Annotated in this window: 19 protein-coding genes; 13 read left to right on the top strand and 6 right to left on the bottom strand. The window is 70.2% G+C overall.

Going from position 1 to position 20,128, the window contains the following annotated elements; genetic code table 11:
- Window positions 1-7: 7 nt before the first annotated feature.
- Together gatA and gatC are read right to left on the bottom strand one after the other, a co-directional pair.
- Window positions 8-1,492 (bottom strand): Asp-tRNA(Asn)/Glu-tRNA(Gln) amidotransferase subunit GatA, encoded by a 1,485-nt coding sequence (gene gatA / locus G5B31_RS07050; protein ID WP_165015241.1) that lies wholly within the window; start codon window positions 1,490-1,492, stop codon window positions 8-10.
- Window positions 1,489-1,776, bottom strand: a complete 288-nt coding sequence (gene gatC / locus G5B31_RS07045) for an Asp-tRNA(Asn)/Glu-tRNA(Gln) amidotransferase subunit GatC (protein ID WP_165015238.1) — start codon at window positions 1,774-1,776, stop codon at window positions 1,489-1,491. The genes gatA and gatC overlap by 4 nt, the downstream gene beginning before the upstream one ends.
- Window positions 1,777-1,921: 145 nt before the next feature.
- Between gatC and G5B31_RS07040 the strand changes: the two genes are divergently transcribed.
- Entirely contained in the window at window positions 1,922-2,617 is a 696-nt protein-coding gene (locus G5B31_RS07040) for a metal-dependent hydrolase (RefSeq protein WP_165015235.1), read from the top strand.
- Window positions 2,618-2,620: 3 nt separating this feature from the next.
- Here the strand turns inward: G5B31_RS07040 and G5B31_RS07035 are convergent, their stop codons facing one another.
- Complete coding sequence (locus tag G5B31_RS07035; protein WP_165015232.1) at window positions 2,621-3,085, bottom strand: nucleoside deaminase; 465 nt, start codon at window positions 3,083-3,085, stop codon at window positions 2,621-2,623.
- Between the two features lie 78 nt (window positions 3,086-3,163).
- On the opposite strand from G5B31_RS07035, the gene G5B31_RS07030 reads away from it, so the two are divergent.
- The 10 genes from G5B31_RS07030 to dtd all read left to right on the top strand — a co-directional run bounded on the left by G5B31_RS07030 (window position 3,164) and on the right by dtd (window position 13,500).
- On the top strand, window positions 3,164-4,279 hold the full coding sequence (locus G5B31_RS07030) for a pseudouridine synthase (RefSeq protein ID WP_165015229.1): 1,116 nt from the start codon (window positions 3,164-3,166) through the stop codon (window positions 4,277-4,279).
- Window positions 4,280-4,748: 469 nt separating this feature from the next.
- Window positions 4,749-5,621, top strand: a complete 873-nt coding sequence (locus tag G5B31_RS07025) for a 5-bromo-4-chloroindolyl phosphate hydrolysis family protein (protein WP_165015226.1) — start codon at window positions 4,749-4,751, stop codon at window positions 5,619-5,621.
- Between the two features lie 34 nt (window positions 5,622-5,655).
- Entirely contained in the window at window positions 5,656-6,837 is a 1,182-nt protein-coding gene (locus G5B31_RS07020; RefSeq protein ID WP_165015223.1) for a toxic anion resistance protein, read from the top strand.
- A 1-nt stretch (window position 6,838) separates the two neighbouring features.
- The gene (locus G5B31_RS07015) at window positions 6,839-7,792 is read left to right on the top strand and encodes a DUF2927 domain-containing protein (RefSeq protein ID WP_165015220.1); all 954 of its coding nucleotides are present in this window, start codon (window positions 6,839-6,841) and stop codon (window positions 7,790-7,792) included.
- A 132-nt stretch (window positions 7,793-7,924) separates the two neighbouring features.
- A complete protein-coding gene (locus G5B31_RS07010; protein ID WP_165015217.1) occupies window positions 7,925-9,019 on the top strand; it encodes an SPFH domain-containing protein in 1,095 nt (364 codons plus the stop codon).
- 61 nt (window positions 9,020-9,080) lie between these two features.
- Window positions 9,081-10,220 (top strand): primosomal protein N' (replication factor Y) - superfamily II helicase, encoded by a 1,140-nt coding sequence (locus tag G5B31_RS07005; RefSeq protein WP_165015214.1) that lies wholly within the window; start codon window positions 9,081-9,083, stop codon window positions 10,218-10,220.
- Window positions 10,221-10,540: 320 nt separating this feature from the next.
- Window positions 10,541-11,038 carry a GNAT family N-acetyltransferase gene (locus G5B31_RS07000; RefSeq protein WP_165015212.1) on the top strand — a complete coding sequence of 166 codons (498 nt, stop codon included), beginning with the start codon at window positions 10,541-10,543 and terminating at the stop codon, window positions 11,036-11,038.
- Window positions 11,039-11,099: 61 nt separating this feature from the next.
- Window positions 11,100-12,077 carry a phosphoribosylaminoimidazolesuccinocarboxamide synthase gene (locus G5B31_RS06995; protein ID WP_165015209.1) on the top strand — a complete coding sequence of 326 codons (978 nt, stop codon included), beginning with the start codon at window positions 11,100-11,102 and terminating at the stop codon, window positions 12,075-12,077.
- A gap of 59 nt (window positions 12,078-12,136) precedes the next feature.
- Window positions 12,137-13,060 (top strand): carbohydrate kinase, encoded by a 924-nt coding sequence (locus tag G5B31_RS06990; protein ID WP_165015206.1) that lies wholly within the window; start codon window positions 12,137-12,139, stop codon window positions 13,058-13,060.
- Window positions 13,057-13,500 carry a D-aminoacyl-tRNA deacylase gene (dtd, locus tag G5B31_RS06985; RefSeq protein WP_165015203.1) on the top strand — a complete coding sequence of 148 codons (444 nt, stop codon included), beginning with the start codon at window positions 13,057-13,059 and terminating at the stop codon, window positions 13,498-13,500. Before G5B31_RS06990 ends, dtd begins: the two co-directional genes overlap by 4 nt.
- A 4-nt stretch (window positions 13,501-13,504) precedes the next feature.
- Here dtd and G5B31_RS06980 read toward each other — a convergent pair whose 3' ends face one another.
- The 3 genes from G5B31_RS06980 to G5B31_RS06970 all read right to left on the bottom strand — a co-directional run bounded on the left by G5B31_RS06980 (window position 13,505) and on the right by G5B31_RS06970 (window position 18,142).
- Window positions 13,505-14,035 carry a hypothetical protein gene (locus G5B31_RS06980; protein WP_165015200.1) on the bottom strand — a complete coding sequence of 177 codons (531 nt, stop codon included), beginning with the start codon at window positions 14,033-14,035 and terminating at the stop codon, window positions 13,505-13,507.
- Between the two features lie 295 nt (window positions 14,036-14,330).
- Window positions 14,331-16,223: an acyl-CoA synthetase gene (locus G5B31_RS06975; RefSeq protein ID WP_165015197.1), complete on the bottom strand. Its 1,893-nt coding sequence runs from the start codon at window positions 16,221-16,223 to the stop codon at window positions 14,331-14,333.
- Between the two features lie 134 nt (window positions 16,224-16,357).
- Window positions 16,358-18,142, bottom strand: coding sequence for an ABC transporter transmembrane domain-containing protein (locus G5B31_RS06970; RefSeq protein ID WP_165015194.1), 1,785 nt, complete (start codon window positions 18,140-18,142; stop codon window positions 16,358-16,360).
- A 153-nt stretch (window positions 18,143-18,295) separates the two neighbouring features.
- Between G5B31_RS06970 and G5B31_RS06965 the strand changes: the two genes are divergently transcribed.
- Both G5B31_RS06965 and G5B31_RS06960 read left to right on the top strand, forming a co-directional pair.
- Window positions 18,296-19,126 carry an alpha/beta fold hydrolase gene (locus tag G5B31_RS06965; RefSeq protein ID WP_165015191.1) on the top strand — a complete coding sequence of 277 codons (831 nt, stop codon included), beginning with the start codon at window positions 18,296-18,298 and terminating at the stop codon, window positions 19,124-19,126.
- Window positions 19,123-20,073, top strand: coding sequence for a threonine/serine dehydratase (locus G5B31_RS06960; RefSeq protein ID WP_165015188.1), 951 nt, complete (start codon window positions 19,123-19,125; stop codon window positions 20,071-20,073). The genes G5B31_RS06965 and G5B31_RS06960 overlap by 4 nt, the downstream gene beginning before the upstream one ends.
- Window positions 20,074-20,128: the final 55 nt, after the last annotated feature.

The following is a 20,128-nucleotide window of genomic DNA, read 5'->3' as shown; positions in this document are numbered from 1 at the left end:
CCGCCCCCTACCACCATTTTGCCGGTTTGGAAACAAATCCGGCCGCACGCTCCAGCACATGGGCGTGATTGAGCAGCCCGGCCTCGTCCCAGGGCCGCCCGATCAGCTGCAGGCCCAGCGGCAGCCCCTGCGCGTCCAAGCCCACCGGGACCGAGACGCCGGGCAGGCCGGCCAGGTTCACCGTCACGGTGAAGACGTCGTTCAGATACATCTCCACCGGCGAGGCATTGGCCATCTCGCCCAGGCCGAAGGCCGAAGACGGCGTGGCCGGGGTCAGGATCGCGTCGACGCCTTCGGCGAAGACGGTCTCGAAGTCGCGCTTGATCAGGGCGCGGACCTTGCGGGCGCGGTTGTAATAGGCGTCGTAGAAGCCCGCCGACAGCACATAGGTGCCGACCAGGATGCGGCGCTGCACCTCGGCGCCGAAGCCCTCGGCCCGGGTCTTCTCATACATCTCGGTGATGCCGTCGCCCTGCGCCAGCCTGGCCCGGTGGCCGTATTTCACCCCGTCGTAGCGGGCGAGGTTCGAGGACGCCTCGGCCGGCGCGATGACGTAATAGGCGGGCAGCGCGTATTTCGTATGCGGCAAGCTGATGTCGCGGATCTCGGCCCCGGCGTCGCGCATCATGGCGATGCCCTTCTGCCACAGCGCCTCGATCTCGGCCGGCATCCCGTCCATGCGGTATTCCCTGGGGATGCCGATCACCTTGCCGCGGATGTCGCCGGTCAGCGCCGCCTCGAAATCCGGGACGGACAGGTCGGCGCTGGTCGAATCCTTCGGGTCGTGGCCCGCCATCGCCCCCAGCATGATCGCCGCGTCGCGCACCGATTTGGTCATCGGCCCCGCCTGATCCAGCGAGGAGGCGAAGGCCACCACCCCCCAGCGGGAGACGCGGCCATAGGTCGGCTTGATCCCGACGATGCCGGTGAAGGCCGCCGGCTGGCGGATCGAGCCGCCGGTGTCCGTCCCGGTCGCCGCCAGGCAAAGGTCCGCCGCCACCGCCGCCGCCGAGCCGCCCGAGGACCCGCCGGGCGTCAGCGCGGCATCGTCGTTGCCGCGCCGCCAGGGGTTCACCGCATTGCCGTAGCAGGAGGTCTCGTTGGACGAGCCCATGGCGAATTCGTCCATGTTCAGCTTGCCCAGCATCACCGACCCGGCCTCGAACAGGCGCGTGGTCACGGTGGATTCGTATTCCGGCCGGAAGCCCTTGAGGATGTTCGACGCCGCCTGCGAGGGCACGCCCCTGGTGCAGAACAGGTCCTTGATGCCGAGGGGGATGCCGCACATGGCGGGCGCATCGCCCGCGGCCAGCCGGGCATCCGCCGCCCGCGCCTGATCCAGCGCGATCTCGGGGGTCTTGTAGACGAAGGCGTTCAGCGCATCGCCCGCATCCATCGCCGTCAGGCAGGACATGGTCAGGTCGACAGCGGAGAGCTCCCCCTTGCGCAGCGCATCCCGCGCCGCGGCGATCGTCAGGCTGTTCGCGTTCATTCCACCACCTTCGGCACGGCAAAGAACCCCTCGCGCGCCTCCGGCGCGTTCTTCAGGACCTGGGCCTGAATATTGCCGTCAGTCACCACATCCGCCCGCCGCTTCAGCCGCATCGGCGTGACGCTGACCATCGGCTCCACGCCCTCCACATCCACCTCGTTCAGCTGTTCCATGAAGGTCAGGATGCCGGACAGCTGCTCGGCCAGCTTCGGCAGCGCCGCCTCCTCGACCCGGATCCGGGCCAGCTTGGCGACCTTGCGCGCGGTTTCGATGTCGATCGACATGGGGACCCTCGGGGTTCGGGCGGATGACCGGCCCCGTTTAGCCGCCCCCGCCCGGCCCTGCAAGCACCGCTCCGCTTCGGGGTTGCATGGCCGGACGGGGACGCTAACCTTGCGCGCCTCGCAGACAACCAGCGGAGACGACCCCATGCAGATCACCTGGCTTGGCCATTCCGGCTTTCGCATTACCATCGAAGAGGCCGTGCTGCTGGTCGATCCCTGGCTGACCGGCAACCCGATGTTCCCCGCCGCCCGCCGCGCCGAGGCGCTGGAGGGCGCGACCCATGTCCTTCTGACCCATGCCCATGGCGACCACGCCTCGGACGCCGCCGCCATCGCCGCGGAGAAGGGCATCCCGGTCGCTTGCATCCATGAGCTGTCCGAATGGCTGAACGGCCAGGGCGCGCAGGCCATCGGCTTCGGCAAGGGCGGCACCATCGACTGCGGCGGGGCGAAGGTGACCATGGTCAACGCCACCCATTCCGCCTCGATCGACTTCGGCGGGAAGGGGCTGCTGCCGGCCGGGTCGGAGGCGGGCTTCATGATCGCGGGCGAGGGCCATACGATCTATGTCTCGGGCGACACCGACATCATGGCCGACATGGGCTGGATGGGCGAATACCACCGCCCCGACATCGGCATCCTCGCCTGCGGCGGCCATTACACCATGGACATGCAGCGCGCGGCTTGGGCGGCACGGAAATACTTCAACTTCCGCTGGGTGATCCCCTGCCATTACAAGACCTTCCCGCTGCTGGCGCAGGACGCCGCCGCCCTGCGCGCCGGCCTGCCGCCCGGCACCGAGGTGATCGAGCACGAGGTGCTGGACCCGATCCGGTTCTAGCGCCTACTCCCGCCGCCCGGCGAAGAAGCCCTTCAGCAGCGCCTCGGCCTCGGCCGCGGCGATGCCGTCGTAGACCTCGGGCCGGTGGTGGCATTGCGGGTGGCTGAACACCCGGGCGCCGAAGGCCACCCCGCCCGACTTCGGGTCCGCCGCCCCGTAGTAGAGCCGCGCCACCCGGGCGAAGGAGATCGCGGCGGCGCACATCGGGCAGGGCTCCAGCGTGACGTAAAGGTCATGGCCCGGCAGCCGCTCGGACCCCGCCGCCGCACAGGCGGCGCGGATCGCCAGCAGCTCGGCGTGCGCCGTAGGGTCCGCCAGTTCCCGCGTGCGGTTGCCCGCCCGGGCGACCACCTGCCCGGAAGGCGCGACCACGACCGCGCCCACCGGCACCTCGCCCCGCGCGCCCGCTGCCCGCGCCTCTTCCAGCGCGATCTCCATGAAGGACCGGAACCCCGATTGCGTCTTCATCTTGGCCCAAATACTCTCCGGGGGTTCCGGGGGTGGAAAACCCCCGGGGTCAACCGCCCCGCGCAAAGGTTTCCGTTCATGGCCGACAAAGCAACCCCTGAAGGCGAGCGCATCGCCAAGGTCCTGTCGCGCCGCGGCATCGCCTCGCGCCGCGAGGCCGAGCGGCTGATCGAGGCCGGCGAGGTCACGGTCAACGGCAAGGTCATCGCCTCGCCGGCGCTGAACGTGACGGAGAAGGACCGCATCACCGTCTCGGGCAAGCCGCTGCCGGAGGAGGAACCCGCCCGGCTCTGGCTCTACTACAAGCCCGAGGGGCTGGTGACCTCGGCCGCCGACGAGAAGGGCCGCGACACCGTCTTCGACCACCTGCCCGGGGACATGCCGCGGGTGATGTCCGTCGGCCGGCTGGACCTGAACTCCGAGGGGCTGCTGCTGCTGACCAACGACGGCGAACTGAAGCGGCGGCTCGAGCTGCCCTCCACCGGCTGGCTGCGCAAGTATCGGGTGCGGGTCAACGGCAACCCGACCGACGACCAGCTGGAGCCTTTGCGCAAGGGCATCACCATCGAGGGGGAAAGGTTCCAGCCGATGCAGGTCACGCTGGACCGCATCCAGGGGGCCAACGCCTGGCTGACGGTGGGCCTGCGCGAGGGCCGGAACCGCGAGATCAGGCGGGCGATGAACGCCATCGACCTTTACGTCAACCGGCTGATCCGGGTCTCCTACGGCCCGTTCCGGTTGAACGACATGCGGCCGGGCGAGGTGGAGGAGGTGCGTCCCAAGGTGCTGCGCGAACAGCTGGGAGCGATGGCAGGCGACGATGCGGCCCCCGCCAGGCCCGCCCGCAAACCGGCCTCGCAGGCAGCGAAACCGGCGGGAAAGGCAGGGGCGAAACCCGCGCGGGCCACGGCCGGAAAAACCGCCCTGCCCCGCACCGCCAGGTCCGGCGACGGGGTGAAGGCGCTGGCCCGGGCCTGGAAGGAGGCGGTCACGCCCGATCCGGGCGGCAAGCCCACCCGCCCGGCGACCGGGAAAGCCGGGGCGAAACCGGCCCCGAAACCAACCGCCAAGCCCGCCGCCCGCGGCGAGGCCAAACCTCCGCCGAAGCGCTCCGCCGCACCCTCGGGCCGCAGCGGTCCGGCCAAGCCCCGCGGCCCGGGCCGTGACGCGCCAAGGCCCCGGCGCGGAACATAGGCGGGCAACGACGATCATCTCAACGGACCGACCGGGCGGGAAAAAGGCGAGGCACTGCCTCGCCCCCGCCCGTGCGCGGCGCAGCACCCGGAGACGGTGGTGGCCCTAAACCCGAGAGGCCAGCGCCTGGCCCGGCGGGCGAGAAGCGCTTGGCCCAAGGGCGGGGCGGGCGCTGGCCGGGTGCTTGGGCACCCGGCCGGACAGAGGGAAATGTTGCGGCGTGGCGAAGGCACGCGCCTTCGCCAAGACACGGGGAAGCAAGGGCCGGACCGTGCCCCCCCTCTCCCGCCCCCGGGGAATAAACCCGCGCATTCCCCTGCCTGCCCGCTGGCATGGGCGGCGCCTCTCGGCTAGGATCGCGGCCGTGATGCCCTGGAACGCGCTGCATGTCTGACTCCGGCCTGAAAACCCTTTCGCTGGCGCTTCTGGTGGCGCTGGTCTTCTATGTCGCCGGATCGGGGGGCATGTGATGGCGCAACGCTACGGCGGCAAATACAGCCCGCAGCCCCGGCAGGACGGCGAAGGCCGCCCGCTTCCGGCAGAGCCGGCGGTGCGCGTGCCGGGCCGCTGGCGGACCACGATCCTGTTCCTCTCGGCCTTCGCCTTCCTGTTCCCGGCCTTCGGCGACGCGCCCGGGGCGATGCTGACCGGCCTTTGCGCCGGCGGCCTGCTGATCCTCTCCGCCGGGCTGACGCGCGAGGGGATGCGCGCCCGCGCCGAATGGCAGGCCCGCCGCACCGCCCGCCGCCCGGCCTTCCCGCGCATCCTGTTCGGCGCTTTCGCCACCGGGGTGGCCCTCGCCTTGGGCGGCATCATCGCCCATGGCGTCTCGATCTTCCCCGCGCTCTACGCCCTCGCCGGGGCCGCGCTGCACCTCGGCGCCTTCGGCATGGACCCGATGCGCGACAAGGGGATGGAGGGGATCGACCCCTTCCAGACCGAGCGGGTGGCCCGCGCGGTGACCGAGGCCGAGACCACCTTGGCCCAGATGAAGGACGCCATCCTGCGCGCGAACGACCGCCGGGCCGAGGCCCGGGTCGAGCAATTCGCCACCCGCGCCCGGGCGCTGTTCCGGCGGATCGAGGAAGACCCGCGCGACCTGACCGCCGCGCGCAAGTATCTGACCGTCTACCTGACCGGCGCCCGCGACGCGACCGTCAAGTTCGCCGACCACTGGGCGCGCACCCGCGACGATGGCGCCCGCGCCGATTGGGAGGCGCTGCTGACCGATCTGGAGACCACCTTCGCCGACCGCTCCACCGCCCTCCTGGCCAACGACCGCACCGACCTCGACATCGAGATCTCGGTGCTGCGCGACCGGCTGAAGATGGAAAACCGCTGACCCTCCCGTCCCCCATCCAAGGAAGAGTTGCCCCATGTCCCCCTCCACCACCCCCGACAGCACCCTTGCGACCGAGGTCGAGAAGGTATCCGCCGTAATCCTTGCCGAACCCATGGCCGAGGTCGTGCCGCTGGAGGCCGCGCCGGCCGACAAGGCCGCCGCGATCCGCAAGCGGATGGACGAGCTGGACATCTCCAACACCCAGTCGATCATCTCCTTCGGATCGGCGGCGCAGGCCGAGCTGCAGGTCATCAGCCAGGAGATGCTGCAGGACGTGAAGAACAAGGACGTGGGGCCGGCGGGCGACAGCTTGCAGAACATCGTCACCGCGATCCGGGGCTTTTCCGTCTCCGAGCTGGACCTGCGGCGCAAGGCCAGCTGGTGGGAACGCCTGCTCGGCCGCACCGCGCCCTTCGCCAAGTTCGTCGCCCGCTACGAGGACGTGCAGGGCCAGATCGACCGGATCACCGAGGACCTGCTGGGCCATGAGCACAAGCTCCTGAAGGACATCAAGTCGCTGGATGTCCTTTACGGCAAGACGCTGGATTTCTACGACGAACTGGCGCTCTACATCGCCGCGGGCGAGGCCAAGCTGGCCGAACTGGACGCCACCGTGATCCCGGCGAAGGAAGCCGAGATCGCCGCCGCGGCCGAGAACGACAAGGTGATCAAGGCGCAGGAACTGCGCGACCTGCGCGCCGCCCGCGACGACCTGGAGCGCCGGGTGCACGACCTGAAGCTGACCCGGCAGGTGACGATGCAAAGTCTGCCCTCGATCCGGCTGGTGCAGGAGAACGACAAGTCGCTGGTGACCAAGATCAACTCGACGCTCGTCAACACCGTGCCGCTGTGGGAGACCCAGCTGGCGCAGGCGGTGACCATCCAGCGCTCGCAAGAGGCTGCCGTGGCGGTGAAACGCGCCTCCGACCTGACCAACGAACTGCTGGAGGCGAACGCCAAGAACCTGCAGGAGACCAACCGCGTGGTCCGGCAGGAGATGGAACGCGGCGTCTTCGACATCGAGACGGTGAAGCGCGCCAACCAGACGCTGATCGACACCATCAACGAAAGCCTGGCCATCGCCGACGAGGGCAAGGCCAAGCGCGCCGCCGCCGAGGCCGATCTGGTCAAGATGGAGGCCGAGCTGCGCGACACCCTGGCCTCGGCCCGCGCCCGGGCCTCCGCCCCCGCCGCCGCAGCCGCAGCCCGGGCCTGAGGTGAGCAAACTGCGCCGTTCCTTCCCCCTGAAGCCTTTCGCCGCCGCCGCCCTGGCGGCGGTGACCGCCTGCGTGCCGGCCGAGGCGCCGACGCGCCCCGGCACCGCGCCGCAGCCCCGCCCCGCCTCTCCCGCCCCGGTGGCGGAGACGGCGAAAAGCGCCGCCGCGCGGGCCTATTTCGCCCAGGTGCAGCAGGCGCTCTTGTCGCAGGGGCTGTTGCGCACCGACGGCGGCGGGCAGGACACGCCCTTCACCGACCGGATGCTGGCCGAGAACTTCCTGAAGATCGCGCTCTTCGACGAATACAGCCGCGGCCCCGGCGGTTTCGTGCAGTCCGAGGCGCCGTCGATCCTGCGCAAATGGACCGGGCCGGTGCGGGTGGGTCTGCGCTTCGGTCCCTCGGTGCCGCTGGACCGGCAGGCGACCGACCGCGCGCGCGTTTCCTCCTACCTCGCCCGGCTGAGCCAGCTCACCGGCCATCCGATCTCGCTCTCCGATTCCGCGCCCAACTTCTGGATCCATGTGGTGTCCGAGGATGAACGCGAGGCGCTCGGCCCCACGCTGCAGGCGGCATTGCCCGGGCTATCCGCCTCGGACATCGCCGACGTGACGCAGATGCCGCGGTCGACCTATTGCCTGGTCTATGCCCTGTCCGAGGGCAATTCCGGCACCTACAGCCGCGCGGTGGCGGTGATCCGGGCCGAGCACCCGGACCTCTTGCGGCAATCCTGCTTCCACGAGGAGATCGCGCAGGGGCTGGGGCTGGCGAACGACAGCCCGCGGGCGCGGCCGTCGATCTTCAACGACGACGAGGAATTCGCCCTGCTGACCCGGATGGACGAGATGATGCTGCGCATCCTCTACAGCCCGGCGCTGCGGCCGGGAATGCGGATCGAGGAGGCCCGGCCGATCGTGCAGAAGCTGGCCGAGGGGATGCTGGGCGGGTCCAGCTGACGGCCGCGCAGGCGGCGCAATTCCCCCCATTCCCCTCTTCAAACCGCCGCCGCCTGGGGTATGGTGGGCTACGCGGCGGGCAGCCTGCCCGCAGGCCCGCCCCCGGGCCGCAACGGACAGGAGGCACCTTCCATGGTCTTCGACTTCCTCAAGGGCGAGTTCATCGACGTCATTTCCTGGCTCGACGATACCCGCGACACGATGGTCTGGCGCTTCGACCGCCGCGGCCAGGCGATCAAGATGGGCGCCAAGCTGACGGTGCGCGAAGGCCAGGCCGCCGTCTTCATCCACGAAGGGCAGCTGGCGGATGTGTTCGGCCCCGGTCTCTACATGCTGGAGACCAACAACATGCCGATCATGACGACGCTGCAGCACTGGGACCACGGCTTCCAGTCGCCGTTCAAATCCGAGGTCTATTTCGTCAACACCACCCGGTTCAACGACCAGAAATGGGGCACGAAGAACCCGATCATGGCGCGCGACCCGGAATTCGGCGCCGTGCGGCTGCGGGCTTTCGGCACCTATTCGATGCGGGTGACCGACCCCGGAAAGTTCATGACCGAGATCGTCGGCACCGACGGCGAGTTCACCACCGACGAGGTGTCGAACCAGATCCGCAACCAGATCGTGCAGGCGGCCTCGCAGGCGCTGGCCGGCTCGGGCATCCCCGTGCTGGACATGGCGGCGAACCTCGAAGACCTGGGCAAGATCATCACCACCGCCATCGCGCCGAAGGTGGCGGAATACGGCCTTTCCATCCCCGAGTTCTACATCGAGAACATCAGCCTGCCCGAAGAGGTCGAGAAGGTGATGGACAAGCGCACCTCGATGGGCGTGGCCGGCGACCTGAACAAATACATGCAGTTCAACGCCGCCGAGGCGCTGGCCAACCCGGCCTCCGGCGCGGGCGGGATGATGGGCGCGGGCATGGCGGCCGGGATGGGCCTCGGCATGGCGCAGAACGTCGGGCCCTGGGGCGCGGCGCCGGGTGCCGCCCCCGCCGCCCCGCCGCCGCCCCCTGCGGCCGCCAAGGCCTGGCATCTGGCCGAGAACGGCGCGACCAGGGGGCCGTTCTCCGAATCCGACCTTGCCGCCATGGCGGCCTCGGGCGCGCTGACCGGCGCCAGCATGGTCTGGACCGCCGGCCAGGACGGCTGGAAACCAGCGGCGGAGACCGAACTTTCGCGGCTCCTCTCGCAGGTCCCGCCGCCGCCGCCCGCGGGCTGATCCTTCCCACGGCGGAGGCGCCGCAGCCTCCGCCGCCCTTCTTTTTCTGACAGCATTTCCGATGACCGAACCCGCCGAATACCGCTATCCCTGCGACCAGTGCGGCGCGCAGCTGCGCTTTGCGCCGGGGCAGACCACGCTGGTCTGCGACCATTGCGGCCATGTGCAGCAGATCCCGCAGGCGGGCGAACGCCGCCGTGCCCGCGCGCTGATGGAACACGACCTCCACGCCGGCCTGCGCGACGACCTGCCCGAATCCGCCTCGGTCGAGGTCCGCACCGTCCATTGCACCAATTGCGGCGCGGTGATCGAGCTGACGGGCGCCAGCCACGCCGCCGAATGCCCGTTCTGCGCCTCGCCGGTGGTGCTGGACACCGGCGCGCAAAGGCTGATCAAGCCGCAGGCGCTGGTGCCCTTCCAGCTGACCGAGGGGCAGGCCCGCAAGGCGATGACCGCCTGGCTGGGCAGCCTGTGGTTCGCGCCCAACACCCTGCTGGAATACGCCCGCAAGGGCCGGGCAATGAACGGCGTCTACGTCCCGTTCTGGACCTTCGACGCCTCCACCCGCTCGGCCTACACCGGCCAGCGCGGCGAGGCCTATTACGAGACCCGCCGGGTCAGCGTGACCGTGAACGGCAAGCGCGAGACCCGCGAGGAACGGGTGCGCAAGATCCGCTGGTATCCCGCCTCGGGCCGGGTGGCGCGGGATTTCGACGACGTGCTGGTGATGGGCTCGGCCAGCCTGCCGCAACGGCTGGGCAACGAGCTGACGCCCTGGGACCTGTCCGCGCTGGAGCCCTACAGCCCCGATTTCCTTGCCGGCTTCCAGGCCGAGGGCTACACCGTGCCGCTGGCCGACGCCGACCGCGAGGCCAAGGGCAAGATGGCCTGGGTGATCGAGCAGGACGTGCGCCGCGACATCGGCGGCGACGAGCAGCGGGTCAGTTCCATCGACACCGACTACGCGGCCGAGACCTTCAAGCACATCCTGCTGCCGGTCTGGATGGCGGCCTACAAATACAACGGCAAGAGCTATCGCTTCCTGGTCAACGGCCAGACCGGCGAGGTGCAGGGCGAGAGGCCCTGGTCGGTCTGGAAGATCGGCTTCGCGGTGCTGGCCGCGCTGGTGGCAGCGGCGGTGGCGGCCTATCTCTACGACCCGCAGATCTTCGGCGGCTCGGCCCCGGACTGGCTGGATTGAGGCTCCCGGCAGTTCTCCCGACATGGGGCGCCTTGGCGCAGCCTTCCCGATGAGGCTCCGGCCGGGTTAACAGGCGCGGAACGCGCCCCCGGCCAGCGCCCGACCGTCCCCCGGGCGGGCGCTTCTGCGCCGTCGGTTCTCCGCTCGGCCCATGGGAGAGACCGCACCATAAAGCGCTCCCCGCGCACCGTCGGAGGCGCCCACCCGCGGTCGGGCGCTGGCCTCTGTTACCCCTCCGCAAACCGTGCTGCTCATCCGTCTTGCGCAGCGGTCCCCTTCCCGCCAGACTCCTGCCCATCGCTTCCCCGAGGTCGCCCGCCATGATCCTCCGCTCCGAACGCCCCGCCGATGCCGGCGCCATCCGCGCCCTGACCAAGGCCGCCTTCGCCGGCGCGCCCCATGCCTCGGGGACCGAGGCCGCCATCGTCGACGCCCTGCGCAGCGACGGGGCGCTTACCCTGTCGCTGGTGGCCGAAGACGCGCAGGGGATCGTCGCGCATCTGTGCTTCTCGCCCGTCCGCATCGGTGGGCGGGACTGCGGCTGGTTCGGCCTCGGCCCGGTCTCGGTGGCGCCGCATCGGCAGGGCGAGGGCATCGGCAGCCGGCTGATCCGCGACGGGCTGTCCCGGCTGCGCAACATGGCGGCAAACGGCTGCGTCGTCCTCGGCGATCCCGGCTTCTACGCCCGCTTCGGCTTCGCCCCCGCCCCCGGCCTGACCTTCGACGGCGCCCCGCCGGAGTATTTCCTGCAAGGCACCTTCAGCGGCCCCACGCCCTCCGGTCTGGTCACCTACCATCCGGCGTTCTACGAGAACTGAGCGCCGCTTGACTCGTCCCCTGCCCCGGTCCATTCCGGCGCCATCCCGACCGGAGGCCCCGATGCCGCTCGACCTGACCCGCGTCCTGCCCCATGCCCGCATCCCGGAACTGCCGAAACCCTATTTCGGCAAGGTCCGCGACTGCTACGACCTGCCGCCCACGGCGGAGGTGCCGGAGGGGCGGCGGCTGCTGGTGTCGTCCGACCGCATCTCGGCCTTCGACCGAATCCTGGCGGCGATCCCCTGGAAGGGGCAGGTGCTGACCCAGACCGCCCGCTTCTGGTTCGACGCCACCGAAGACCTCTGTCCCAACCACGTCCTGGCCTACCCGGACCCCAACGTAGTGCTCGGCCGGCGGCTGGACATCCTGCCGGTGGAGGTGGTGGTGCGGGGATATCTGGCGGGGACCACCTCGACCTCGATCCTGACGCAATACAAGGCCGGGGCGCGGACCATGTATGGCCACACCCTGCCGGACGGCCTGCGCGACAACCAGGCGCTGCCGCAGGCGATCATCACCCCGACCTCCAAGGCCTTCGACGGCGGCCATGACGAGCCGCTGACGCCGGCGCAGATCGTGGAGCAGGGCCTGTTGACGCAGGCGCAATGGGACGAGGTCTCCGCCCGCGCACTGGCCCTCTTCGCCCGCGGCCAGAAGATGGCGGCGGAGCGCGGGCTGATCCTGGTGGACACCAAATACGAATTCGGCACCGACGCGACGGGCCGCATCCTGCTGGCCGACGAGATCCACACGCCCGATTCCAGCCGCTACTGGATCGCCGAGGGCTACGAGGCGGCGCTGCGGGACGGCACCCGCCCGCCCAGCTTCGACAAGGACGTGATCCGGGCCTGGGTGGTCGCCCGCTGCGACCCCTACAAGGATCCGATCCCGGAGATTCCGGCCGAGATGATCGCCCGCACCGCGCAGGTCTATGTCGATGCCTACGAGGCGATCACCGGCCGCCGCTTCGCCCCCGACACCTCCGGCCCCACCCCGCTGGACCGGGTGCGCGCGAACCTCTCGCCCTGGTTCGCCTGAATGTTTGCGCTAACACCCGCGTTTCCGCTACTGTCGCGCAAAACCGGGGGAGGACGCGGATGATTCTCAGCTGTGGCGAGGCGCTGATCGACATGCTGCCCCGCACCTCGACCGGGGGCGAGCCCTGCTTCGCCCCCTATGCCGGCGGCGCGGTCTTCAACACCGCCATCGCGCTCGGCCGTCTCGGCGCCCCTTCGGCCTTCTTCTCCGGCGTCTCCACCGACATGCTGGGCGAAATCCTCGCCGATACCCTGACCGCCTCGCAGGTGGACACCCGCTACCTTTCCCGCTCCGACCGGCCGACCACGGTGGCCTTCGTCAAGCTGGTGAACGGCCAGGCCACCTACGCCTTCTACGACGAAGGCACGGCGGGGCGGATGCTGTCGCCCGCCGACCTGCCGGTGCTGGGGACCGAGGTCTCGACCCTGTTCCTCGGCGGGATTTCCCTGGTCAACGACCCCGCCGCCGGCACCTACGAGGCGCTGCAGGCGCGCGAGGCGGCATCCCGGGTGACGATGCTGGACCCCAACATCCGCCCGGGCTTCATCGCCGGCAAGGAAACCGCCTATCGGGCGCGGATCGAGCGGATGATCGCGCTGGCCGATCTGGTGAAGCTGTCGGACGAGGACCTGCACTGGCTGGAAGGCCCGGGCGACCCCGGCGCACTGGCCCGCGGCATCCTTGCGCGCGGGCCCAGGGCGGTCTTCGTCACCGAAGGGGCGAGGGGCGCCCGCGCCGTCACCGCCACGCAGGACCGCTTCGTCGCCGCCACCCCGGTCACCGTGGCCGACACCGTGGGCGCGGGCGACACCTTCAACGCCGGCGTCCTTGCCGCGCTGCACCGGGCCGGGGCGCTGACCAAGGCCCGGGTCGCCGCGCTGACGGCCGAGGAGCTGGACGCCGCCCTCACCCTCGGCACCCGCGCCGCCGCCGTCACCGTCAGCCGCGCCGGCGCCAATCCCCCTTGGGCGGCCGAGCTGTGAGGGCCGTCCTCCAGCGCGTCAGCCGGGCGCAGGTCTCGGTCGAGGGCGAGGTCGTCGGCCGCTGCGGGCCGGGGCTGATGATCCTGGTCTGCGCCATGCAGGGCGACGGCGACGATGCCCCCGCAAGGCTGGCCGCCAAGGTGGCGAAGATGCGGATCTTCCGCGACGATCAGGGCAAGATGAACCTCTCCGTTCGCGACATCGGCGGCTCGGCGCTGGTGGTCAGCCAGTTCACCCTCGCCGCCGACCTGCGCGGCAACCGCCCCGGCTTCTCCACCGCCGCAGCACCGGAGGAGGGCAAGCGGCTCTACGAGGCCTTCGCCGCCGCGCTGGCCGCCGAAGGGGTGCCGGTGGAGACCGGCGTCTTCGGGGCCGAGATGGCGGTGGAGCTGGTCAACGACGGGCCGGTGACGATCTGGATCGACAGCGCGGCGGGGTGACCCCTCAGTTGAACGGGTTCGACGGCTTCTGCTCCTGGGTGATCACGTTGCCGCATTCGATCAGCGCGTCGATCGAGGCGCGGCTGCCCGAAAGCGAATAATCCTGCACCGCGCCGCCGTCCTTGGTGCGCAGGAAAAGCCGGTTGCCCTTGGCCACTTCGACGATGAACTCCACCCCGGCATCGCTGTCGGGCAGGGTGAACAGCACCGAGTTGCGGTAAAGCTCGGCATTGGTCAGGTTCCATTGCGGCTTGCGGTCGACCTGCACCTGAAGATCGGCGCTGTCGCCCTCGCCGAAATCCCAGGCCTTGGAATAGAACTGCATCTGCACGGTGGAATCCTGGAAGGTCCAGAGCGAGAAGCTCTCGCTCTCGTTCCCCACCGTCGCCTGACAGCCCAATACGCCATCGTCCCAGGCCACCAGCTCGACCCGCCAGTGCTTGTGCTGGAACAGCACCTCCGACTGCTGCGCGGCGGCGGGCAACGCCAGGACGACGACGGCAGCAGCGGCCAGAATGGATTTGCGGAAAATCATTTTTCTTGCCTTCCCAATCTTCCTTCCCCTGCCGCAGTCTGGCGCAGGAACGGCCGGTCTTGCAAATGAAACTTCCTGTCATGCAGCGGGCCGGCCGGTCTCCCGGCTCCACCCGGCGGAAGCCTCCGGCGGGGATATTTATGGTCCAGAAAGAGGAGGAAGGGCCTCCCCTCTTTCTGGACCATAAATATCCTCAGGGGGTTTGGGGGCAGAATGCCCCCATCGGCCGACAGCGGCCGCAGGAGACTCCGTCAGCCGCAACGATAAGGAATGCGGCGGCAGCCGCTCGACTGGATCACGGCTGCCATTCCCAGGGGCCGGTGAAGCTGCCGAGCACCGCCGTCACCGCCGCATCCTCCACCGCGCCGTCGCGGGCCAGCCGGGCGACGAGGCCGCGCTTCTTGTCCTCGACCACCTCGGCGACATGGGCGGGCACGCCGGCCGCCTTCAGCGCGGCGTCGTAGATCCGGGTGATCGCCATCCGCCGCAGGTCGGGCTTGAACACCTTGCCGACCGCGGTCTTCGGCAGTTCCGGCAGGATCTCGACATGCTTGGGCAGGGCGGCGCGTTCGGTGATATGCTTCTCGGCGAAGGCCATCAGCTCGGCCCCGGTCGCCTGCGCGTCCTTCACCAGCTCGACATAGGCGCAGGGCAGTTCGCCGGAATGGGCGTCGGGCTGGCCGATGGCGCCGACCATGGCGACGGCGGGATGGGCCATCAGCGCCTCCTCGATCACCGCCGGGTCGATGTTGTGGCCGCCGCGGATGATCAGGTCCTTCGCCCGCCCGGTGATGTAGAGATAGCCGTCGGCGTCGATCCGGCCCAGATCGCCGGTGCGCAGGAAGCGGCCCTCGGCGAAGAGGTCCTTGTTCTTGTCCACCTCGGTATAGGTCGACCCCTCGAACACGCCGGGGTTGGCCACGCAGATCTCGCCCACCTCGTCCACCGCGCATTCGCGGAAGCCGATGGCGCCTTCGCGGGTCAGGATGCGGACATGGGTATAGGGGAAGGGCAGGCCGACCGAGCCGATCTTCTTGGTCCCGCCCGGCGGGTTCACCGCCACCAGGCAGGTGCATTCGGTCAGGCCGTAGCCTTCCACCGTCTCCACCCCGGTCTCCTTCTTGAAGCGGTTGTAAAGCTCCACCGGCAGCGGGGCCGAGCCGGAGAAGGCATTCTTCAGGCTGGAGATGTCGGCGTTGACCGGCCGCTGCATCAGCGCCGCCAGCGCCGTGGGCACGGTGATCAGATAGGTGCAGCGCCAGCGCTCGATCAGCTTCCACAGGTTGTCGAACACGCCCTCGCCGCGATAGCCGGCGGGGGTGGGGAAGACCACATGCGCGCCGGAGGCGATCATCGACATCAGGATCGGATAGGCCGCGAAGACGTGGAACAGCGGCAGCGGGCACATCACCACATCGTCGGGCTTGAACAGCAGCCGCTGCCCCAGCCAGCCGTTGTAGACCATGCCCGAGACCTTGTGCTGCGCTACCTTGGGCATCCCGGTGGTGCCGCCGGTGTGGAAATAGGCGGCGACGCGGTCCTCCTTCGGGTCGTCGAAGGTCAGGCGGTCGGCGGGCTGGCGGGCGACCTCGGCATGGAAGTTCTTCACCACCGCATGGTGGGAGGCGGGGTTCTTCGGCCGGATCAGCGGCACGATCAGCTTCTTCAGCCCGGTCAGGTAGGTCAGCAGGTCGACCTCCAGCACCGTCTTCACCGCCGGGGCGAAGCGCACCGCCTCGGCCACCTTCTGCGCCAGGTCGGTCTTCGGGAAGGGCCGCAGCGTCACCACCACCTTGGCGCCGGTCTCGCGCAGGATGGCGCTGATCTGCTCGGGCTCCAGCAGCGGGTTGATCGGGTTGACGATGCCGGCCACCGCGCCGCCCAGCAGGGTGACGGCGGTCTCCATGCAGTTCGGCAGCACATAGGCCACGACGTCCTTCGGCCCGATGCCGAGGCTGCGGAACAGGTTGGCGGCGCGGGTGGTCTCGCCATGCAGCCCGGCCCAGGTCAGGGTGCGGGCGGGGGCGTCGGGGGCGGAGAGAAGCTGGTAGCTGATCGCGGGGCGGTCGCCATGGGCCGCCTTGGCCCGCGTCAGGAACTCGTGCATCGTCCGGGCGACATCCAGATCGGCCCAGGCCGCCTCGGCCTCGATGGCCTTCACATCCGCCAGCGTCGCAAATTCCGCCATTGTCCTCTCCCCCTTGCCGCCCCTCTTCTCCTCCGGGGACGTCCTTCAGCGAAGATGGGCAGGATGGCCGGTTTTGCCAACCGTTTTCGCAGCCTGCGGACGCAACGTCCTTTGCGCGGACCGCCGAGGGGCGGTCAGCCCGCGCCTTCGGTGAACTGCAGCTTCGCCAGCCGGGCGTAGAGTCCGCCCTCGGCCACCAGGTCGTCGTGGCGGCCCTGCGCCACGATCTTCCCGCCGTCGAAGACCACGATCCGGTCGGCGCGCTTCACCGTCGCCAGCCGATGCGCCACCACCAGCGTGGTGCGGCCCTCGGCCATCGCTTCCACCGCCGCCTGCACCGCGCGTTCGGATTCGGCATCCAGCGCCGAAGTGGCCTCGTCCAGAAGCAGCACCGGCGCATCGCGCAGGATCGCCCGGGCGATGGCCACCCGCTGGCGCTGGCCGCCCGACAGCATCACCCCGCGCTCGCCGAGGGGTGTGTCGTAGCCCTCCGGCAGCGCCGACAGGAAGTCGTGCGCGGCGGCGGCGCGGGCGGCGGCCTCCACCTCGGCATCGCTCGCCTCCGGGCGACCGAAACGGATGTTGTCGCGGGCGGAAGCGGCGAAGATCACCGGGTCCTGCGGCACCAGCGCCAAGGCGCGGCGGAAGTCGTCGCGGGCCATGTCGCGCAGGTCGATGCCGTCCAGCGTGACCTGCCCCTGCTGCGGGTCGTAGTGGCGCAGCAGCAGTTGCAGGATCGTGGTCTTGCCCGCACCCGAGGGGCCGACCAGCGCCACGGTCTCGCCGGGCTGCACCACCAGCGACACCCCGTTCAGAGCCGAGACGCCGGGTCGGGCCGGGTAGTGGAAGGTCACGTCGCGGAAGGCGATCTCGCCCCGCACCGGCCGCGGCAGCGCCTTGGGCGCCGCAGGGTCCCGCACCGTGTCTTCGGTGTGCAGCAGCTCCACCAGACGCTCGGTCGCACCGGCCGCCCGCATCAGCTCGCCCCAGATTTCCGACAGTGCGCCCACCGACCCCGCCACCATCACCGCATAGATGACGAACTGGATCAGCTCGCCCACGCTCATCGCCCCGGTCCGCACGTCGCGGGCGCCGATCCACAACACGCCGACGATGCCGGCGAAGACCAGAAAGATCACGATCACCGTCATCACCGCCCGGGTGGAGATGCGGCGATTGGCCGAGGAAAGGCTGCGCTCGGTGACCTCGGCGAAGGCGGCGCGGGTCTGCGGCTCGTGCGTGAAGGCCTGCACCGCCTGCACCGCCGTCAGCGCCTCGGAAGCCGAGCCGGAGGAGGCGGCGATCCAGTCCTGGTTCTCGCGGCTGAGGTTCCTCAGCCGCCGGCCGAGGATGACGATGGGCACCACCACCGCCGGCACGATCAGCAGCACCAGCCCCGACAGCTTGGCCGAGGTCAGCACCAGCAGGACCATGCCGCCGACCAGCATCAGCAGGTTGCGTAGCGCGACCGAGACCGAGGAGCCGATCACCGACAGGATCAGCGTGGTGTCGGTGGTGATCCGGCTGAGGATCTCGCCGGTCATGATCTTCTCGAAGAAGGCCGGGCTCATGCCCATCACCTTGTCGAAAACCGCCCGGCGGATGTCGGCCACGACATATTCGCCGAGGCGTGTGACCAACCAGTAGCGCAGCCCGGTGCCCAGGGCCAGCAGCGCGGCGATGGCCAGGAAGGCCGCGAAATAATCGTCCAGCAGGCCGACATCGGCGCTCTGGAATCCGTCCACCACCCGGCGCACGGCAAGGGGCAGGATCAGGCTGACGGTGGCGGTCAGCGTCAGCGCCAGCCCCGCGCCGATGGTCATCGCCCGGTAGGGTCGCAGGAAGGGGGCAAGGCCGCGCAGCGCGCCCACGCTGCGGGAGGCGGGGCGATCCTCGGTCGTCACGGGCTTGCGGGCCATGGGCTTGCCTTGTCCTGTTGCGCCGGGCGGGTTTACGGCCCAAGCCGCCCCCGGGCAAGCGCCGCCTTTGTCGCGGGCGGAAATCGCGGCCCGGGCGGTTGCCTTCCGCCGCCCGCCCGTGCAGCATCCGGCGGCAGATCAAGGGGGGCAATCATGCAGGGCGCAAGCCATTTCACCGCGCCCGACGGGGCGCGGCTGGCCTATCGCGACGAAGGCGAAGGGGTGCCGGTGCTGTGCCTTTGCGGCCTGACCCGGACCATGGCGGATTTCGACTATGCCCTGCCCGCGCTGGCGGGGCGCCGGGTGATCCGCATGGACTACCGCGGCCGCGGCGACAGCGACCGCACCGGCGCCGCCACCTATACCGTGCCGGTGGAGGCGAAGGATGCACTGGCGCTGCTGGACCATCTGGGGGTGCGGCAGGCCGCCATCCTCGGCACCTCGCGCGGCGGGCTGATCGGGATGTTCCTCGCCGCGGTGGCGAAGGACCGGCTGCTGGGGCTGTGCCTGAACGATGTCGGCCCGGTGATCCACCGCCCGGGGCTGGAGCGGATCAAGGATTACGTCGGCCGCAGCCCGGCCGCGAAGACGCTGGCCGAGATGGCGGCGAAGATGCCGAAGTCGATGGCGGGGTTTACGGGCGTGCCCGCAAGCCGCTGGCTGGAGGAGGTGACGCATTTCTACGAGGAAACGCCGGAGGGCCTGCGGCTGCGCTACGACCCCGCCCTGCGCGAGGCCTTCCACGCCGCCTTCGAGGGGCCTCCGGTGGACCTCTGGCCGATGTTCGATGCCTGCGCCGGGCTTCCCCTGGCGCTGATCCGCGGCGCCAACTCGGACCTGCTGTCATCGGAGGTGGCGGCGGAGATGCAGGCCCGCCGCCCCGACATGGTCTTTGCTTCGGTGCCCGGCCGCGGCCATGTCCCCTTCCTTGACGAACCCGAAGCGGCGGACGCGATCCGCCGCTGGCTGGAGACGATGCGATGACCACCCTTGCCGCGATCAAGGCCGCCGCCGCCCGGATGGAAGGCCATGTCCGCAGGACGCCGCTGCTGTACGCGCCGCTCCTCGACCGGCTGGCCGGGCGGCGGGTGCTGGTGAAGGCGGAGTGCCTGCAGGTGACCGGCAGCTTCAAGGCCCGCGGCGGATGGGCCGCGGTCTCCGCCCTGCCGCCGGGGGCGGGGGTGCTGGCGATGTCCTCCGGCAACCATGCGCAGGGCGTGGCCTTCGCGGCCGCGGCGCATGGGGTGCCGGCGGTGATCCTGATGCCCTCGGACGCCCCCGCGGTGAAGATCGCCAATACCCGCGCCTATGGCGCCGAAGTGGTGCTCTACGACCGCGCCACCGAGGACCGCGACGCGCTGGCCGCCCGGCTGTCCGAGAAGCGCGGGCTCACGCTGGTGCCGCCCTTCGACCACCCGGAGGTGATCGCCGGGCAGGGCACGGTCGGGCTGGAGATCGCGGATCAGGCCGGGGTGGACCGCGCCGATGTGCTGGTCCCCTGCGGTGGCGGCGGGCTGTCCACCGGGGTCGCGGTGGCGCTGGCGGCGAAGGCTCCCGGGCTGCGGGTGCGGACGGTGGAGCCGGTCGGCTTCGACGACATGGCCCGCTCGCTGGCCGCCGGCGAGGCGCTGCGGAACCCGGCCACCACCGGCTCGGTCTGCGACGCGATCCTGACGCCTTCCCCGGGCAAGCTGACCCTGCCGGTGCTGCAGGGGCTGGCCGGTCCGGGGCTGGCGGTGACCGACGAACAGGCGCTGCAAGCGGTGGCACTGGCCTTCACCCATCTGCGCGTGGTGGCGGAGCCCGGCGGCGCGGTGGCGCTGGCGGCAGCCCTTTTCGCCCCCGATCTGGGCGATACCGTGATCTGCGTTCTCTCCGGCGGCAATGTCGATCCCGGCCTTTTCGCCGAGACGCTGGCCCGCTTCGGTTGAAGGAAACGAACATTCCGGGCCGAAATCCCCACTTCTGCCCGGACCTCGCTTACAG

It is taken from the genome of Rhodobacter sp. SGA-6-6, assembly GCF_011043545.1.
Taxonomy (GTDB): Bacteria; Pseudomonadota; Alphaproteobacteria; order Rhodobacterales; family Rhodobacteraceae; genus Pseudogemmobacter.
This window is presented reverse-complemented; position numbering and strand designations above follow the sequence as displayed.